Consider the following 17680-nt stretch of genomic DNA (forward strand, 5'->3'; position numbering starts at 1 on the left):
GCACGACCGAATGACGTGTGTTCGATAGCGCAGCCGCGTCGTTAGACGTCACGACTCTGCCGCAGCGACCGTCATAGGGGGAACGATGTCCTCGGCCCTGACGCAGGACCAGTCTGGTCACTTCGGGCAGGAGAGCAGCCCCACCTGCCCGAACGGGGAGGCACGGGAGGAAGGCGGCCTGCACATCGAGCGCCGGGACGTCGAACTTGTCCAGGTCGTCCACCACGTCGACCGCAGCGGGGACCAACCCCACATGGGCCTCTTCTTCCGCGCCCACGTCTGGAGCGGCGAGCCGGGACTTCGCGAACCTAAGAAGTGCGTCTCGTGGACGTGCCGGAGCCGGTCCGCGTTTTCCGACGATCTCGTCTCCTGTACGCGCGTGGCCATCGAGGGCATTCGCGCCGGCCGCCTCTACTTCGAGGCGGGCTGGGTATGAGCATGGCCACGCCGGCGCACCCGGACATCCCGCCCGTGGAAGTGCGGCGGTTCGCCGAGCAGGCGGCTGGGCGTATCGCCACCTGGACCGACGCATCCTGGGATCGCGGCAGCAGCCGCGTATGGCGGGCCGACGGAGCAAGTGGCCGGGCCTGGTACGTCAAGATCCACCAGAACGCGCGGTTCCATCAGCGTGAGGTGGCCGCGTACCGCAGTTGGGTCCCCAGCCTCGGACCAGCCGTTCCCACCCTTGTGAGCGCCGACACCGCATTGCTGGCCGTCGTCATCACTGCGGTGCCCGGACGGTCCCTGCACGGCATCGCTCCCCCGCCCGAGCAGCAACAGCTCCTTTTCCACCGGATCGGCGCCCTGGCCGCGGCCATTCACCGCAGTGCGGCACCGCTCCCCGCGGAGGAAGGAGTGCCCGCGCTCGCGAAGGTCGAGCGTCACTTGGAAGCAGCCCGCCCCTATTTGCGCCCGGGGGACGAGGAGTTCATCCGCCGGATCGTGGCGCGCGCCGAAGATGTTCCGTTGCTGGACCGCGTGCCGACCCACGGGGACTTCCAGCTGCGGAATCTGCTGCTGGACGACGACGGCAGTCTCGCTGTGATCGACTTCGAACGCAGCGAGCCCGGCCCGGCCATCCGCGACCTGGTCCGCCTCTCGGACGCCTGGGCCACACAGCCGGCTCTCCGCGATGCGTTCATGTCCGGCTACGGGCGCCGACTCGGCCCAGCCGAAGAAGAACGCTTCGTCGTCGACTCCACGCTCGACGCCCTCTCCGGAATCCAGTACGGCGCCACCCACTGCGACGCGGAAACACAGGAGCGTGGCCACCGCACCCTGGCCCGCCTGCGCTCCCAACACCGCAACGGGCGGGCCTCATCGAACGGAGACACGCGTGCCTGACGACACTCAGCAGACGGTCCCCGCCGTCCCGGGGCCGGCAAACGGAGGCGCACCACCGGAGCACCACATGCGCCTGCTCGGGCAGCACTACCGCCAAGTGGAAGCAGGCCGCAAGACGATCGAAGTGAGGGCGGCCACCGCGCAGAAGCGAGCCGTCGCAGCCGGCGACACGATTGTCTTCCACGACCGGGACACCGGGCGGGAACTCGACGTCGTCGTGCAGCGGATCACCCTCTACCCCTCTTTCGAGGACCTGCTCAGCTCGGAGGATCCCGCCCGCATCGACCCGGACAGGCCACCCGCCGAGCTGCTCGCCGACCTCCGCAGCATCTACCCGCCGGACAGGGAGACGCTCGGCGTTCTCGCCCTCACATTCGACCACCGCCCTGCCCGACCGGGCCGCCCCACGCCGATGACGCCCATGCGGTACGCGCAGACCGTCCCCCACCACACGGTGTACGGCTGCCTCTACATCCGCGACGAGTACGACCGGCCGATCCAGCTCCGCTCGGTCTACGGCTCGAGACCTTGGCAGTTCCCGGGCGGCAACCTCGACGCTCTGGGCGAGGACCCGCTGCAGACCGCCCAGCGCGAGGCTGTCGAGGAAACCGGCCTCGGACTCGGCCTGAACACGCCGAAGCTGCTCCTGACACATTTCCTGCACGCGGGGCCCCGCATGCCGCTGAACAAGGTGGGGCTCATCTTCGACGGAGGCCGGCTGACCGTCGACCAGCTCGGCAGAATCCGCCTCGACCCCGCCGAACACGATATGTGGGCCGTCCATGACCTCGCGACCTGGCAGGAACTGATGGCGCCACGCGGCTTCGCCCGCCTCGATGCCGTCGAACGAGCCCGGCGCGGCGAAGGCCCCGCCCACCTGATCACGCACACCTGACCCTCAGGGCGTGTCGTTTGGATCAGGTGGCACCGGAGTGCGGCGCCTTGTCGGCTGCCCCGCGACCCGCCGCATGATCCAAACGACATGCCCTAACAGCGCCCTCCAGGAGGCAACCGTGCGCGCCGAGGACACCAACACCCGGGCCTGGCAGATCTACGGCCAGAGACAACTGGCACGCGCCTGCACGCCGCCCGTCCCCGACCGACTCGGCTGGACACCGTGGGAAGGGGTCGGGCCGGGAGCGGAAGTCCTTGGCGACGTCACCGGCCGCCGCGTCCTGGACATCGGATCGGGTGCCGGCCACCATGCCGTCCACCTCGCCCAGGCTCACGGTGCCCGCGTCACAGGCGTCGAACTGTCGCCAGCGCAGCACGAACGCGCCGTCGGGGCCCACGCGGATGTTGGCGGTGTGGAGTTCGTCCAGGCGGATGTGACCGAGTACCTGGCCGAAGTCGAACCGTTCGACGCCGCGTATGCGATCGGGACGCTCGCCTTCATCGACCCTCACCGCTCGCTGCCGGCGCTGCGCGACGGACTTCGCCCCGGGGCGCCACTGATCCTCTCGCTCCTGCACACCGACCTCCACGGCCGCGGGCCGTCCACGGAAGTGGCCCCGCGCGAACAGATGATCCTGCTGCGCGACGACCCGGCACTGCCGACCCAGATGTGGATCCTTGAACCGCAACTGTGGGAGGACCTGCTCACGGAGTACGGCTTCCGCGTCGAAGCCGTCGATCTGCTGCGCCACCCCGACGAGAACGCCCCGGTTGTCCAGCAGCTCATCCGTGCCCGCCGCCTGCCCGACCGGCCGGCAAGGGTGTCCAGCCGACCCCGCAGCGCCAGACCACCAGTGGCGCACGCGGCCGTGGGGGTCGGCGCCGTCCTCGTCAGCGAGCACGGAATCCTGCTCGGCCGCCATCAGCGCGGCACCCTCGAACTACCTGGCGGAACCGTCGAGGCCGGCGAGTCCTTCGAGGTGGCAGTGGTTCGCGAACTCGTGGAGGAGACCGGTCTGATCGCCCGCCCTGGCGACGTCAGACTGCTGGGCACGCTCGTCGACCACGTCGAAGGCGTGCTGCGGGTTACCGTCGGCGCGCTCGTCCACGCCTGGCAGGGGCAGCCGGCCACGCAGCCGGACGAGAGCGTGGGTGACTGGACCTGGTACTCCCTCGGTCACCTTCCCGACGGCCTGTTCGTCTGCAGCGCTCAGATCCTCAGCGCCTGGCGTCCCGACCTGCCCATCGACCACACCCCAGCGCACTTCACCCCCTTCGCCCACAACAGCACACCCGCCGCCGGGACGGTCGACGGGCCGGCCTGACAACAAGTTCGGGCCCGAGTCTGTGGTGCCACGGCTCACCCCACTCCCAATTCGGCACCGGCAACCGGCAACCGGCGCTCCAGCGCGCCTACTTCGAGGAGTACGCCGGTGAGCTGCCGAGCTGTACGCCCCCCCCTGCGACCAGCCCATCTTCCCGGCCAACCATCGAGGCCGACCGCGCGCCCTACGGCCACGCCGAGTACCGCGAGCGCGTCACCGAACCCAGATCGAGCTGATGCGCGCCCGCGGCATTTGACGCTCGTCCCTTCCCGACCCGGGCTCCCGCCCAGGTCACCCCACAAGAAGGCGGATCGTAGGCGTCACTCCCCCGTCTATACCGCCCCCATCTGGCGGCGAAGGCTGAGCGGCCTCATGTCCGTCCAGACCTCCTTGATGTACTGCGTGCACTCGTCCTTGGTGCCGCGTTTTCCCACGGACTTCCAGCCCGGCGGGATCTCCTTGTCGTCCGGCCAGAGCGAGTACTGCTCCTCCTCGTTGACGACAACCTGGTACATCGTGGTGTCCTCGTCGGCCATGTGACCGGCTCCTCTCTCGCGTCGTCGACACCAGTGCGCATACCGCACGGCACTCGCGATCTTGACGTGTCACCGCCCGGCCTCACGTCCGTTCAGCGCGCAGTCACCGCTTCGAAGGACCCATCGCTCCGTCGTTCTACTGTTGATCACGGCTGTGAAGGCCCTGAAGACCGCCTGGACCTTCCCTCCCTCCGACTCGCCGCAGAAGCGGGCTTCTTCTTGGCTCACGCGAAGGGCGACTGAAGTGGGTTCTCACCCGTCAGGCGCCCTTCGATGGCGTGTCGGCGGCTGGGAGTTCCAGGTTGACGGCAGGTCAGGCCTTGCGCTCCGCGGACTTCAGGCGCAGGGCGGAGACGAGGAAGAAGACGCCGCCGAGAAGTGCGTAGCCGGCGAGGTTGTTGAGGGTGGTGGAGCCCCCGCCGCTCCCCTGGGCGACGAAGGACGCTCCCGCGAGGGTGGAGATGGCGCCGCTCGCGATCATCGCCCACTGGCCGGCCGCCTGCCTGCGGCGGACCGCGCCGACGACGAGTTGCGTGACGCCCGCGGCGACGGCCCAGACTCCCCAGACCTGTAGGACGGCCGGGATTCCGGAGGCGGCGGCGACGGCCAGGGCGACCGCGGTGGCGGCGCTCAGGACGACGTTCGCGTACAGCGCCCGTACCGGCCTGTCGGCTGCCCGTGCGGACCTCAGGTCGATGACCGCGCAGGCCACGTCGAACAAGGGGTAGAGCACCAGCAGTGTCACGCTCAGCGGGCTCAGCGTGTCGGCTGTCGTGAACAGCAGAGCGGCCCATACCGCGGCGAACACGAAACGCAGCAGGTACAGCTTGCGCAGGCCGGTAAGGCCCGCCCTGGCATTGATCGGGGTGGCGACGAGCGTGTCCATGGCGATCCCTGACGTCGAGTGGTGATTGCGGACTGTGCTGACTGTGCGATGACCGACGGCCGGACACTCCTCGCGGCGGCACCTGGTCCGGTTCACGCGCGCCAGGCGGGCAGGCCGGCCTCCGCCAACACCGGAGGGAGAACGTTCGGTCTACCTCCACGTTCCCAGGGGTAGCGCCCACTGTCAAGAACGAACGTTCTCCCTCCGCTTGGGTACAGTGGCTGCCATGACGCCGAAGGCAAAGGGTGGCAGTACGTCGGAAGCCCGATCGCGACTGCTGAGCACAGCGATCCGGATCTTCTACGCGGAGGGAATCCACTCCGTCGGTGTCGACCGGATCATCGAGGAAGCCCAGGTGACCCGGGCGACGATGTACCGGCACTTCTCGGGCAAGGAAGACCTCGTCCTCGCCTACCTCGAACAGGCCGACCAGGGCATCAGGACACAGATCTCGTCCGCCCAGGACGGCAGCCGCTCCGCGGAGGACCGGGTGCGCGCCGTCGCCCAGTCCATCGTCCAGGGCATTCAGTCCAGCGGCTTCCGCGGCTGTGCCTTCCTCAACGCCGTCGCCGAGTACCCCGACCCGGCGCATCCCGTCCACCGGGCCGTTCTGGCTCATCGGCATTGGTTCCTGGAGACCGTCACCGAACTACTGGCACAGGTCGGGGACGAACCGGCCGAGCCGGCGGGCCGGCACTTCGTCATGCTCAGGGACGGCGCCATGGCCGCCGGCTGCCTCTTCGACCCCGCGCTTATCGCCCAGACCTTCCTGGAGGGAGTCGAGGGGATTGTGCGGACGCGGTCCGTGGTTCCGGCATCGCGCTGAGTCCGTCCGTGCGGCTGTACCGCCCGCCGACGGCTGCGCGACAGCGGCTGTCCGGTGGCGGCGGTTCGCCCGACCAGTGCTGTGACCGCCAACGCCTACCGGTGGGGAGTCGGCTCGGCCGTTTCGACGGAGCCGCTTCGCGTCACGCGGCGGAGTCAGGCGGCCGCGTCAGCCGTGGGGATGGCCGTGTGCATGCGGGCGTGCACGACCAGGCCGCCGCCCTGCGCGGCGGCCCGGGCCTGAAGGGTGCGGCGAGTGGGCGCGCTGGGGGTCGCCACCGACATCAGCACACCCAACTGTCTGCATCTGCGGTGCGCTTCGACGACCGCTTCTATCACCGCGTCTGACGCGGCGTCACCGAGGACGACGACCGCGGGCGTGGGAGCGTGCACGGAGACCAGGTCACCGATCAGGGCCGCCAGGTTCTGCTCCTGCGGGCCTTGGTCGTCTTCCACCGTGAGGACCAGCACACCGTTGTCGAGCGTGTGGGACAGCATGGACTTTCCCCCTGTCACTGCTTCGGATCATGTCACTGCTTCGGATCATCTGTGGGCCCGGCGTCTCGCGGCGTTCTGCGCGGACGCCGGCTCTTGCTCTGGTCCTGGCTCTTGCTCTGGCCCTGGCTCTTGCCCCGACTCCTGCTCTGGCCCTGGCTCTTGCTCTGGTGCTGGTCCCGGATGGCCTCCTCCAGGGCGATACGAAGGCCGAGATTGAGTTCGCCGGTGGGGGCCCAGACCGTGAGGAGTTCGGCGATACGGTCCAGCGCGATGCCCGTACGCCGGGCCACCTCGGACAGCGCACGCCGTGCCTGGCCCGCGTCCAGTCGGCCCAGGGCCATGACGACGCCCGTCGCCTGTTCGACCAGGACCGCCCGCTCAGCCTCCTCCCACGGCGGCCGGTCCGAGTACGCCCTCTGCTCAGATCCGGTACCGCCCGTGGAACGTTCGTCGTGGCCGGGGCTCAGAAGCCGGCTCATCCGCTCTCGCCCCCTTGAACCATCGCTCGCCGGGTCACTGCGCCAGGGCCCCTTTGCGTACACGGGCGCAGCTACGGGAGATGAGACGGGAGACGTGCATCTGCGAGATGCCCAGCTTCGCGGCGATGCGGCTCTGCGTCATGTCCTCGAAGAAGCGCATGTACAGGACGGCTCGTTCGCGTTCGGGCAGGCGGCGCAGTTCCTTCTTGGCGGCCTCGCGGTCGACGATGGTGTCGAAGGAGGAGTCGGTGTCACCGAGGGTGTCACCGAGGCTGTATCCGTCGTCGCCCGCGCTCGTCTCCGCGTCCAGGGAGAGGGCACTGAAGCTCTCCATGGCCTCCAGCCCGGCGTTCACCTCTTCTTCCGTGAGGCGGGTGTGGGCGGCGATCTCGGCGGGGGTCGGCTCGGCGGCACCGGGCCGCTGGCTCAGTTCGCGGCGGGCGACGCGTACACGGTTGCGGAGTTCCTGCACGCGGCGCGGGACGCGCACGGCCCACAGGCGGTCCCGGAAGTGACGTTTCACCTCGCCGGTGATGGTCGGAATCGCGTAGCTCTCGAAGGCGCCCCGGGCGGGGTCGAACCGGTCGACGGCCTTCACGAGGCCGAGGGCCGCGACCTGGCGCAGGTCCTCGATGGCCTCGCCGCGGTCGCGGAACCGTCCGGCGATCCGGTGGGCCATGGGCAGCCAGGTGCTGACCAATTCGTCGCGTATCGCGTCCCGCTCGGGCCCGTCCTCCAGCTCCACCATCCGGACGAAGAGCGGGAGGGTGTCGGGCGAGTCGTCGTAGCCGCGGTCGGCGGAGACGGAACGGGCGTTCTGGGCAGCCGCGGAGGCGGCGTCGGTCTGCGGGCGGTCTAGGGAGTTCTCGGTGTGCACGCGGGATCCCTCCTGAACGGCACGTCCGGGCGTTCCGCGAAAGCGGTGAACGAGCTGCCCGGACGGGGGTGATGGGACATGCCGCACAGAGAGGAGCCACGCAGGCCGCCGGAGGAATCCGCGGCCACGCGGGTCGTCTCCGCTTGGCGCGCGCCTCCGGTCCGAAGCACACAACCCCGCCTGCCCCGCGCCCTCACCCCCAAACAACCCCGCCCGGCCGCCTTTCCGACTCCTCGTCAGACAGCCTTCCCGCAGCGGAGTGCGGTTCGCGGAACCGACCTGGGCGCCGGGAGACATGAGCGGCGGGGAACGAGGAACCAGACAATCTGCACCTGACCTTCTGTACCTGACCTTCTGTACCAGGCTTTCCGCACCAGACCTTCCGCATCACCAGACCCCCTACAGACGGCGGTCCCGTCCGGGTTCAGGGTGCGGGCGGGGGCATCGACAGACCGAGGAGCCCATAGATGGTGGTTACGCGGCAGACGCGCGGGCCGTTGGCTCGCTACCTCGCGGTCGCCGTGCCCATCCGGCTGGCGGCGGAGGGTGCCCGGGTCGCCCTGATTCTGCTGGCGGCCGAGCGCACCGGCGCCGTCACCTTCGGCGGGCTGCTCACCGCGGTCCTGCTGGTCCCGTCAGTCGTGGCCGCACCGGTGATGGGCGCGCTGGCGGACCGGGTCCGGCGGAAGAAGCCGTTCTTCAGCGGTGTCCTGGCCTGCTACGCGGTCTGCCTGGCCGCGGTCGCCGTGCTCACCGGCCGCGCACCGGACGCGGTCACGCTGGCCGTGGCTCTGCCGGCCGGCTGCTGCGGCCCGCTGGTGACAGGGGGCCTGACCAGTCTGCTGCCGGTGATGCTGCCCGCCGAGGCACTGCCGCGGGCCTTCAGTTTCGATTCCACCAGCTACAACGTGGCCGGCATCGTGGGGCCCTCGGTAGCCGCCGTGCTGACCGAGGTGGCGGGGGCGGGCTGGGCGACGGTCTGCCTGGCCGGCTGCGCGCTGGCGGCGGCCGTCACGCTGTCCGCCGGCCTTCCGCTGCCGTCCCGCTCCCCCGTCCGGCCGCCCGCCGGGGAGGCGTCCGTACTGGGCGGAGTGCTGGAGATCGTACGCAACCCCCCGTTGTCCGGGGTCACTTGGGCCAGCTGCATCGGGCAGGCCGGTGTCGGCGCCCTGCCGATCATCACCGCGCTCGTCGCCGCCGAGCGGGGCTCCACGTGGGCGGCGGGTGGTCTGATGACGGTCTACGCCTGCGGTTCCCTTGTCGGCTCGGCGAGTTACGCGCTACGCCCCTGGTCGGTCGAGCGGCCCGAGCGGGTGGTGGTCGGCTGCGTCGTCCTCGCGGCGCTGCCCCTGGCTTTGAGCACGCTCCTCGACGGGTTGTGGCCGGTCGCGGCCCTCTTCGCCTGCGGCGGTTGGTGCACCGGCCCCCTGTTCAGCGCGCTTCTCGCGGCGCGGGAGAAGTACACGCCGGCCGGTCTGCGTACCCAAGTGTTCACCGTGGGGGCGGGCTTGAAGAGCGCCTTCGCCGCGGGCGGCGCCGCGCTGGCCGGTGTCTTCCACACCCTGGGCTCGGCTCGGCTGCTCTGGGCCGTGGCGGCAACGCTCGTCCTCGCCTCCGTGACCGGGACCCTGCGGATGCGCCGCGCCGGCCCGCGCGGGTGCGGGTGCGAGGGGGTGCCGGACCGCTCCGGTAGGTCGTCATCGTCCGCTCGGGCTGCTGGGTAGGGCGGGGCGGGGTCCCGTCCGGCCAGCAGGGCTTGGCGGGCCTGAGGTCGGGTGGGTCCAAGCGGACCAGCTGGGACCAGGGCCTCGGCCTCGTCGGCATCGATCGCGCCACGCGCGCACGCGCCTGGCCGGCCGTCGTCACGGCCGGCCAGGCGCACCTGGTCGTCAGTCCCCTCAGGGGTCCCCCGTCAGTCCCTCAGGGCCCCGTTACGGAGTGCCGGCGGTCAGAGTCGGCCGCTCTCGTCGCTGCCGTCGTCGATGTCGGTCTCGATGCGCTCCTTGCGCACCGTGCCGGTGACGGTCTCCTCTTCCGTGACCTCTTCCGTGCTCAGGCGTACGCGCTCGACCGGTTCGACGCGGGTCTCCACGACCGGCTGCTCGGCGTGGAGCGTGACCTCGCGTTCCCCTTCCGAGATGTCCACGCCGGACCGCGCGTCCTCGTCCGTGATGGGCTCGCGCACCACGCGGACCTCTTCGTGCCGGACGGGGATGGTCTGCTGCTGCTCCTCGGTGACCACGTACTTGCGCAGCCGTGCCCGGCCTGTCGCGCGCCGTTCGGTCCCGACGTGCATCTCCTCTTCGGAGCGCGTCATCGCGACGTCGCCGGGCCTGCCGGCGGCGTCGGCCTCGCCGGTGGCGTCGAGGCCCGTGCCCGCGTACGCCGAGTCCATCGCGGGGTCCATGCCGCGGGCGGAGTCTCCCCGGGTGCGGCCTCCCTCGCTGGCCCATCCGGCCTGGGCCGGGTCGTTGGCCTGCTGCCAGGCCGCGTCCCAGTCGATGCCGTAGTGCTCGTAGAGACGGTGTTCCTCGTCCTCGGAGAGATGGCCGCCGCCGTCGACGTCGACGTTGGGTGCGTCCTTGATCCTGTCCTTGGAGACGGCTACCTCCAGGTGGTCCTCGACCAGGTGCGCGTCGTGCATGGGGACGAACGATTCGTTGGTGCCGAACAGGCCCGTCTTCACGGTGACCCACTCCGGCTGCCCGGTGGCGTCGTCGTAGAAGACGTTCTTGGCGTCACCGACCTTGCTGCCATCGGCGTCGTAGACCGGGTGGTCCAGCACAGTGGGGATCTGCTCGCGAGTGATCATCTCTCCTCCTTCTCTGCCAGACCCAACGAGTAACCACCCATATCCCCCCATAACGCAGAAATCCCACATAAATTACCCATTCCGCACGAAGTGCGGGAATGAGGCTTTCAGTGCATAATCCGCATTACGAGCTGGGCGGGCGCGGCCCAGGCGTCTGGACGGCGGAAGCCGGAACGGCCGCTTACGAGCTGTCGCTCTTGAGGGTCTGCTCGATGGCGTGCGCGACCGCGGTGAACGCCTCGACCTGATCCTCCGTCAAGTTCCTTACGGAGACGCGCTCCAGGGTCCGCCACATGTTGGCGATGGGCTCTTCCAACGCGCGGCCCTTGTCCGTGAGGTGGACGACCATGACGCGACGGTCGTGCTCGGCCGGTTCCCGGGTGAGCAGCCCGGCCTCCTGCATGCGGCGCAGCGACTTGGACACCGTCGAGTGGTCGAGGCCGACGGCTTCCAGCAGTTCGGACTGGGTCTGGCCATCGCGGTCGAAGAGCTGCATCAGGAGCAGTTCCTGCCCGGGGTGCAGCTTCATGTCGCGGAGCATGTCCGCGGCGTAGCCACGGTGGGCGCGGGCCAGCAGGAAAACGGCGTAACTGAGGCGCCCCTCGCGCGCCGTGCCGGGAACCCTCCGCGCGGGTTCGGTCATCACTGCTCCTCAGACGGCGTGAGTCCGCGCTTGTCGCTACGGAGGGGGTGGTCGGTATATCCGGTGGAGCCACCTCCGTAGAAGGTGGCCGGGTCGGGCGTGTTCAGCGGCGCTTGGGAGCGTACCCGCTCGACCGGGTCCGGCCGGTTCAGCCGGTTCAGCCGGTTCAGTCGACGGTGAGGACGATCTTTCCGCGGTTGTGTCCGGCGTCACTGGCCTGCTGGGCCTTGGCCGCCTCCGCCAGCGGAAAGGTCCTGCCGACCGTGGTGATCAGGGTGCCGTCGGCCGCCTGCCGCGCGAGTTCGGCGAGGCGGGTGCCCGAGCGGCGCTGGGGGCCCTCGGAGAAGACGACGCCCAGTTCGCGGGCGCGGAAGTCGGCGGTGGTGACGATCCGGTCCGTGCCGCCGCGCAGAGTGATCGAGTTTTCCAGCGCGCCCTTGCCGGCGGCGTCGAGCACGGCGTCGATTCCGTTCGGGGCGAGCACCCGCACCCGTTCGACCAGGTTGTCGCCGTACACCAGCGCCGTGGCGCCGAGGGAGGTGACGTACTCCTGGTTCGCGGGTCCCGCGGTGCCGATGACGCGGGCGCCACGAGCGACGGCGAGCTGCACCGCGATGGTGCCGAGGGCGCCGGACGCGCCGTGGATCAGCAGGGTTTCGCCGGCCTTGACGTCGAGCAGGTCCAGGGCCCGGTCGGCCCCGTCGCCGGCCACGGGCAGCGCGGCGGCGTGGGTCCAGTCCAGGCCGGAGGGCTTACGGGCCAGGACTGCCACGGGGGCGAGGGCGTACTGCGCATAGGAGCCGGTGTCGGACCAGCCCAGCACCTCGTCGCCGACCGTGAACTCCTCGACACCTTCGCCCAGTTCGTCGACGACGCCCGCGATCTCACCGCCGGGGACGGCGGGCAGCGTGGTGGGGAAGATCTTCTCCATGGCGCCGGAACGGATCTTGCCGTCCACCGGGTTCACGCCGACCGCCCGGACGCGCACACGGACCTGTCCAGGAGCAGGGCGGGGGATCTCGATCTCCGCCTCGTGAAGTACCTCGGTGCCGCCGAACGTGTCGAACGTGATGGCCTTCATGACTGCAGTCTCCTTTGAGGGGCGCATCGGCCGCATCGAGGGCACCGACCCCTACGGGGGCGTCGGTGTGTTCGAGGGGCCGCCCACCCTTGTTATGTGGCTGGACACATAAAACGTAGCACCAATTATGTGGCTAGCCAAGTATTAGGGGTGGACGCCAGGAAATCGCAGACAGCGCCGGGCCGTGCCCGGTTCACGGCAACAAAGCCCGCACTCACCACACCCCCGCCGTGGCAGGCCGGAGAGACGGCTCGGCCTGCCACGGCGGAGGGACGGGCGTCAGGCGAACGTTCGGCGCAGGTGGGCCGTCAGGTGGTCCGGCTCGGCGAGGGGGAAGCGTCCGGAGAGGTAGCCGTCGGGGCGGATCAGGATGGCCTCGCCCGCACGCGGCGCGTAGGCGTTCTGGAACTCGCCCGCCGCGTCCCGCACCCGCGGCGGACGCAGGCCGACCGGTCGGGCGTCCTGCGGGACGTCCGCGGCGGTGATCAGGTAGGTGTCGAGCAGGCCGTGGGCGGCGCGCCGCGCCTCTGCGGCACAGGCTTCGAGACGGGCGGCGCCCTCGCCCGACGCGTGCTCCTGGCCCGCGAAGAGCAGCAGTACGTGCCGCGGGGTCCGCAGCAGGTCGAACAGCCGTCGCGGGTAGCCGGCGAGGTCGCTCAGCAGGCCGCGGCAGTCCGGGGCGCGGTCGCCGGGTACCGGACCCGCTTCGGGTGCGTGATCCCCGGGTACGGGACCCGCTTCGGGGGCGCCGAGCGCCGGCCGCGGCTGGGTGAGCGGGCTGTCCGGGTAGGCGACCAGCAGTTGGGCCTGGCGCAGCATCGCCGTCTCGGTGTCGGCGCCGTTGTTGAGGGGACCGGCACCGGCGCGGCGGACGGTTCGGGCATGCTTTACGGTGCGGTCGACCACTTCCCGCGCCACCGGGTGCCGTTCGGCGTGGTAGCTCTCCAGCAGGTCGTCGGTGGCCACTCCGCGCACGGTCAGGGCCAGTTTCCAGGCGAGGTTGTGGGCGTCCTGGACGCCGGTGTTCAGTCCCTGGCCGCCGATCGGCGGCTGGATGTGCGCCGCGTCGCCGGCGACGAAGACACGGCCGCTCCGGTAGCGGTCGACGAGGCGGTGGCTGGTCCGGAAGGTGGACGACCAGCGCAGCGTGGAGGCGGTCGTCACCTCCGGGGACAGCCGGTCGAGTACGGCCTGGATCTGGCCGAGGTCCAGGCCCTCGCCGTCGGCCGTGCCGAGGCCGGCCTCGTCCGGCGTGGCCGAGCCGTCTTCGCCGCCCCCGGCCCGGGCGTTGGGGCGCAGCATCGACAGCCAGTAGCGCCGGACGCCCGGCATCGGGATGCAGACGAGCATGTCGTCCATCTCGCCGTTCTCGTCCAGGTTCACCGAGCGCATGCTGTAGCCGGCGGGCAGTTCCCAGTCGACCTCGACGTCTCCGATCATGTACTGCTCGGGAAGGGCGTCACCTTCGAAGGTGAGTCCGGCCTCCTTGCGGACCAGGCTGTGCGCGCCGTCGCAGCCGACGACGTAGCGGGCGCGCAGGGACTCGGTCCGGCCATCGGCGTGCGCGAGGACGGCTTCGACGTGGTCGGGGTGCGTCTCCAGTGAGCGCAGTTCGACCGACCGCTCGACTTCAGTCCCGAAGCTCGCCAGGTGCTCGGTGAGCAGCCGCTCGGTCGTGTACTGGGGCAGCGTGGCGAAGGGGTAGGAAATTTCGGGCGGCAGCGTGAGTTCGACCTGCGGGCGGGCCTTGCCGTCGATGTAGACGAGCTGGCCCAGGTGGGGCACCGCCTCGTCCAGGACCTTGTGGGCCAGGCCCATGGTCTCCCACACCTCCAGGGTGCGGGGGACGATGCCGATGGCCTTCGCGTAGGGGTCCGGGGCGGCCAGCCGGTCGACGATGCGGCAGTTCACACCGTGGCGCCGCAGCTCGGCCGCCGCCGTCAGACCCACCGGGCCCGCGCCCACCACGAGTACGTCGACATCAGCCACGATCAGGCTCCCTCATCGTCCGGAATGGGTACCGGGAAAGTCTGCTTGACCAGGCCGCTCGGGACCGGCCGAGCCGGGACTCCCCGCGAGGGACCCATGCCGGAAACCCGGTCAGGGAGGGGGCGGGATACGGTGCCGGCGGTCCAGGTTCACCGGTTCGGCGGCTACCGGGTTGGCGTACTCATCGCCCGCCGGCGGCGTCGGCGCGGCTGGCCTGACGGGTGCGCCACGGGGCCGGATACGGGCCGCGGGGCCGGATACGGAAAGGCGGGCGGCGGCGGGCGGCGGCCGATACCTCGGCGGAGCCGCGTGGCCGTCGACGGTGGCCCGTCGCCCATGGCCCTGTCTCCGCGCTGGGCGTTCCTGCCGGAACGGCGGAGGGGCCCGGCTGCGGCCGGGCCCCTCTTCACGCGGTGTGCTTCACCTGCGGCTGCTCGGGTCAGCCGCGGACGATGTTCTCGGCCTGGGGGCCCTTCTGGCCCTGGGTGACGTCGAACGTGACGTGCTCGCCCTCGACCAGCTCGCGGTAGCCGTTGCCGGAGATGTTGGAGTAGTGGGCGAAGACGTCCGGGCCGCCGCCCTCCTGCTCGATGAAGCCGAAGCCCTTTTCGGAGTTGAACCACTTCACGGTGCCGCTGGCCATACTGCTGTCCTTCGAAATAGCGCCGGGGCTGCCCCGGCTGATCTGTGGCGGGCGCCTCTCCGTCACCGGAGTGCACCCGACACCTGTTCTACCCCAACATCACCAGAGATCAACCCACGGCGGCGTCTTTCCTTTGAGGGGTCCGAGGCGGAGTACCCCGCGCGCACGGGGTCGCCCCAAGCGCACACCGGTACACCGGTACGGCCGACTCCGGTCCAGGATGCGCGCCTACCCCTCTGAGTCAGCCGCCTTTTCCCCTCTTACAGCCCCATAGCGCCGCTTGTGATTGCCCTCCCGCGCCTGGAGAGCGTTGGCCGCCTGCTCGCGCTGTGCGTCCGTGAGTTCATAGATGCGGCGCGCCGGGCGACCCGGGTGCGGCCCGGACTCCTCCCGGCTGGTTACCCAGTCGTGGCGGGCGAGGCGGTCGAGGATGGGGTAGACGGTCCCGGGGCCGAGTTCTGCCACCCGGCAGATCTCCAGGCCCCAGGCCAGCTCCCCTCTCTTCTTCGCGTCCAGCAGGGCCTTCAGGACGGCGACAGTCGAGCACCTGGGAGTGGCGAGTGGGGGCGGCCGGGCAGCCGGCCGCTGAACCGGGCGGGCGGTGACGGGGTGGAGCTGATCGGCACTCCGCGGGAGTGGTCGGACGCGGTGGCCCGCCGCGACGGGGAGGCGACGCTGCTCGTCGAGGAGTTCGTTGCGGGCCCCGAGTACTCCTGGGAGGGCCTGGCGCACGACGGGCGGGTCCGCTTCGGGAGCGTCACCCGCAAGCAGGCGCGCTCCTCGGCGGACCGCCTCGCCTGGGCCCTGCTCGACTGCGGGTCACCGGAGGAACTGGAGTCTTTGGTGGCCCGGTTGAGGGCGGTGACCCCGCTTCTGCGGCCGTGAGGACGGAGACGGTGCCGGGCGGTCGGTTGGGGGTCGGGGGTGGGGATGGGGTTTGATCGTGCTGGGATGTACGGAGCAAGCTCGCGGCAGGTAGATGGGAACGGCTCGTGGAACTGACGTTGGTCGCCGTGCTGGGCGTCATCAGTGTCGTCGCGGTGGCGGCCGCGTCACGCAAGGTGGGAGTGGCCGCGCCCCTTGCCCTGGTCGTGGTGGGGACCGGACTCAGTTTCCTGCCCGAGGTCCCGCACATCGAGGTCGAGCCCGAACTCGTCCTGACCGTCGTGCTGCCGCCGCTGCTGTACGCGTCCGCGGTGCACATGCCGGTCATCGACTTCCGGCGTGACATCAAGACGATTCTGCGGCTCGCCGTCCTGCTCGTGGCCGTCACCACCCTGTGCGAGGGCTATCTGTTCGCCTGGCTGCTGCCCGGCCTCGGGCTGGCCGCCGCCTTCGCGCTCGGGGCGATCATCAGTCCGACGGACGCGGTCGCGGCCACCTCCATCGGCAAGCGGCTCGGCCTGCCGTCCCGGCTGATGACCATCCTCGAGGGCGAGGGCCTGGTCAACGACGCGTCCTCGCTGGTCCTGCTGGCCTCGGCGATCACCGCCATGACCTCCTCCGTGCACCTGTGGCGGGTGGGCGCCGACTTCGTGTTCTCGGTGGTCGTCGCCACGCTCGTGGGCGTGCTGGTGGGGGTGCTGACCGTGCTGGTGCGGGGCCGGCTCAAGGACACGGTCCCCAACACGGCCCTGTCGTTCGTGGTGCCGTTCCTGGCGTTCCTGCCGGCCGAGGCGCTGGGTGCCTCGGGGGTGCTGGCCGTGGTGGTGGCCGGGCTGGTCGGCGGCCACCTCAGCCCCCGCTTCCTGCGCGCCCGCGACCGGCTCGCCGAGGACATCAACTGGCAGACCATCGCGTTCCTGCTGGAGAGCGGCATCTTCCTGCTGATGGGACTACAGCTCAGGACGCTGGTGGACCAGGCGCGCGACGCGGGGCAGAGCGTCGGGCACGCCGTCGGGATCGGACTGCTGGCCTCGCTGCTCGCGATCGCGGCACGGATGCTGTTCCTCGTCCCGCTGGTCGCCTCACTGCGGCACGACGCCGACCGGGCCGAGACCTTCCGCACCGCGCTGGACGACCTCGCGGACCGCCTCGACAACGGCCAGGAACTGCCGCAGCGGTTCCGGAAACAAGACCCGGAGCGCCTTCAGGGACGGCTGGTGCGGGGCCGGAGCGACGCCGACTTCAGGATCAACGAGAAGTTCGGCTGGCGCGGCGGAACGGTGCTCGCCTGGTCGGGGATGCGCGGCGCCGTCACGGTGGCCGCCGCCCAGACGCTGCCGTCCGACACCCCCTACCGGCCGCAACTGCTGCTGATCGCCTTCACCGTGGCCGCCACGACGCTGCTCCTGCAAGGGCTCACACTCCCCTGGGTCATCCGCAGGCTGAAGGTCGAAGGCGACGACGAGGCCGCCGACCGGGCCGCGTTCACGGAGCTGTACGCCGCCATGACCGACGAGGTGTCGGACGCTCTGGCGGACCCGGAGCTGACCATGGCCGACGGCACCCCCTTCGATCCGGTGATCCGGGAGCAGGTACGCACCTGGATGGCCGCCCGCCGTCAGCGCCCCGCGCCCAAGGGCGTCGTCCCGGAGGACGTCAACCCCCGTGAGCAGTACCAGGAACTGATGCTCGCCGCGGCCGTCGCCCAGCAGAACGCGCTGCTCTCCCTGCGCTCCAGCGGCGCCTACAACTCCCGTGTGCTGTCCCGGGCCCAGTCCATGATCGACAACGAACTGGCCCGCTTCCAGGACCCCGAAAGCTGACCGGGCCGGTGCCGGGCCGGCCCGGCACCGGCCCGCCGGGCGGAACTAGGGCGTGTCGTTTGGATCATGTGGCGGGTCGCGGGGCAGGGCACGCACATCTGCGGCGTTGTCGTCGGTTGCCGACGCTCCGCGTCGTCGCC

At 70.6% G+C, this 17680-nt stretch carries 19 protein-coding genes; 8 read left to right on the forward strand and 11 right to left on the reverse strand.

The genetic code is table 11. From position 1 onward, the window contains the following. Nucleotides 1-85 precede the first annotated feature (85 nt). The 4 genes from AB0912_RS12285 (at nt 86) to AB0912_RS12300 (ending at nt 3563) form a co-directional block, all read left to right on the forward strand. Complete coding sequence (locus AB0912_RS12285; protein WP_366698484.1) at nt 86-436, forward strand: NUDIX hydrolase; 351 nt, start codon at nt 86-88, stop codon at nt 434-436. Next, nucleotides 433-1344, forward strand: a complete 912-nt coding sequence (locus AB0912_RS12290; RefSeq protein WP_366698486.1) for an aminoglycoside phosphotransferase family protein — start codon at nt 433-435, stop codon at nt 1342-1344. The genes AB0912_RS12285 and AB0912_RS12290 overlap by 4 nt, the downstream gene beginning before the upstream one ends. Further along, a complete protein-coding gene (locus tag AB0912_RS12295) occupies nt 1337-2239 on the forward strand; it encodes an NUDIX domain-containing protein (protein WP_366698488.1) in 903 nt (300 codons plus the stop codon). The genes AB0912_RS12290 and AB0912_RS12295 overlap by 8 nt, the downstream gene beginning before the upstream one ends. Nucleotides 2240-2357: 118 nt before the next feature. Then, nucleotides 2358-3563, forward strand: a complete 1206-nt coding sequence (locus AB0912_RS12300) for a bifunctional class I SAM-dependent methyltransferase/NUDIX hydrolase (RefSeq protein WP_366698490.1) — start codon at nt 2358-2360, stop codon at nt 3561-3563. A gap of 332 nt (nt 3564-3895) precedes the next feature. Here the strand turns inward: AB0912_RS12300 and AB0912_RS12305 are convergent, their stop codons facing one another. Then, entirely contained in the window at nt 3896-4099 is a 204-nt protein-coding gene (locus tag AB0912_RS12305) for an MbtH family NRPS accessory protein (RefSeq protein WP_366698492.1), read from the reverse strand. A 313-nt stretch (nt 4100-4412) separates the two neighbouring features. Further along, the gene (locus tag AB0912_RS12310; RefSeq protein WP_366698494.1) at nt 4413-4985 is read right to left on the reverse strand and encodes a hypothetical protein; all 573 of its coding nucleotides are present in this window, start codon (nt 4983-4985) and stop codon (nt 4413-4415) included. 226 nt (nt 4986-5211) lie between these two features. On the opposite strand from AB0912_RS12310, the gene AB0912_RS12315 reads away from it, so the two are divergent. Continuing rightward, nucleotides 5212-5811, forward strand: a complete 600-nt coding sequence (locus AB0912_RS12315; protein WP_366698496.1) for a TetR/AcrR family transcriptional regulator — start codon at nt 5212-5214, stop codon at nt 5809-5811. A 155-nt stretch (nt 5812-5966) separates the two neighbouring features. On the opposite strand, the gene AB0912_RS12320 is transcribed toward AB0912_RS12315, so the two are convergent. From AB0912_RS12320 to AB0912_RS12330, 3 genes are read right to left on the reverse strand one after another with little or no spacing between them, the layout of a single operon-like run. After that, nucleotides 5967-6308, reverse strand: coding sequence for a hypothetical protein (locus AB0912_RS12320; RefSeq protein ID WP_366698498.1), 342 nt, complete (start codon nt 6306-6308; stop codon nt 5967-5969). Between the two features lie 32 nt (nt 6309-6340). Continuing rightward, the gene (locus AB0912_RS12325; RefSeq protein ID WP_366698500.1) at nt 6341-6787 is read right to left on the reverse strand and encodes an ANTAR domain-containing protein; all 447 of its coding nucleotides are present in this window, start codon (nt 6785-6787) and stop codon (nt 6341-6343) included. Between the two features lie 34 nt (nt 6788-6821). Then, a complete protein-coding gene (locus tag AB0912_RS12330; protein WP_366698502.1) occupies nt 6822-7664 on the reverse strand; it encodes a SigB/SigF/SigG family RNA polymerase sigma factor in 843 nt (280 codons plus the stop codon). A gap of 467 nt (nt 7665-8131) precedes the next feature. Here AB0912_RS12330 and AB0912_RS12335 point away from each other — a divergent pair, with 467 nt between their 5' ends. Continuing rightward, complete coding sequence (locus AB0912_RS12335; RefSeq protein ID WP_366698504.1) at nt 8132-9388, forward strand: MFS transporter; 1257 nt, start codon at nt 8132-8134, stop codon at nt 9386-9388. A gap of 224 nt (nt 9389-9612) precedes the next feature. Here the strand turns inward: AB0912_RS12335 and AB0912_RS12340 are convergent, their stop codons facing one another. The 6 genes from AB0912_RS12340 to AB0912_RS12365 all read right to left on the reverse strand — a co-directional run bounded on the left by AB0912_RS12340 (nt 9613) and on the right by AB0912_RS12365 (nt 15297). Continuing rightward, nucleotides 9613-10476: a PRC and DUF2382 domain-containing protein gene (locus AB0912_RS12340; protein ID WP_366698506.1), complete on the reverse strand. Its 864-nt coding sequence runs from the start codon at nt 10474-10476 to the stop codon at nt 9613-9615. A 181-nt stretch (nt 10477-10657) separates the two neighbouring features. Then, a complete protein-coding gene (locus tag AB0912_RS12345) occupies nt 10658-11119 on the reverse strand; it encodes a MarR family winged helix-turn-helix transcriptional regulator (RefSeq protein WP_366698508.1) in 462 nt (153 codons plus the stop codon). 166 nt (nt 11120-11285) lie between these two features. Next, nucleotides 11286-12200: an NADP-dependent oxidoreductase gene (locus AB0912_RS12350; protein ID WP_366698510.1), complete on the reverse strand. Its 915-nt coding sequence runs from the start codon at nt 12198-12200 to the stop codon at nt 11286-11288. A gap of 279 nt (nt 12201-12479) precedes the next feature. Beyond that, on the reverse strand, nt 12480-14189 hold the full coding sequence (locus AB0912_RS12355; RefSeq protein WP_366698512.1) for an FAD-dependent monooxygenase: 1710 nt from the start codon (nt 14187-14189) through the stop codon (nt 12480-12482). Between the two features lie 439 nt (nt 14190-14628). Then, on the reverse strand, nt 14629-14832 hold the full coding sequence (locus tag AB0912_RS12360; RefSeq protein WP_081220973.1) for a cold-shock protein: 204 nt from the start codon (nt 14830-14832) through the stop codon (nt 14629-14631). Nucleotides 14833-15060: 228 nt separating this feature from the next. Then, a complete protein-coding gene (locus AB0912_RS12365) occupies nt 15061-15297 on the reverse strand; it encodes a helix-turn-helix transcriptional regulator (RefSeq protein WP_366698514.1) in 237 nt (78 codons plus the stop codon). 144 nt (nt 15298-15441) lie between these two features. Here AB0912_RS12365 and AB0912_RS12370 point away from each other — a divergent pair, with 144 nt between their 5' ends. Then, nucleotides 15442-15717: a hypothetical protein gene (locus AB0912_RS12370; RefSeq protein WP_366698516.1), complete on the forward strand. Its 276-nt coding sequence runs from the start codon at nt 15442-15444 to the stop codon at nt 15715-15717. A gap of 107 nt (nt 15718-15824) precedes the next feature. Then, entirely contained in the window at nt 15825-17540 is a 1716-nt protein-coding gene (locus tag AB0912_RS12375; protein ID WP_366698518.1) for a cation:proton antiporter, read from the forward strand. Nucleotides 17541-17680 lie beyond the last annotated feature (140 nt).

Source organism: Streptomyces sp. NPDC007084 (assembly GCF_040703595.1).
Lineage (GTDB): Bacteria > Actinomycetota > Actinomycetes > Streptomycetales > Streptomycetaceae > Streptomyces.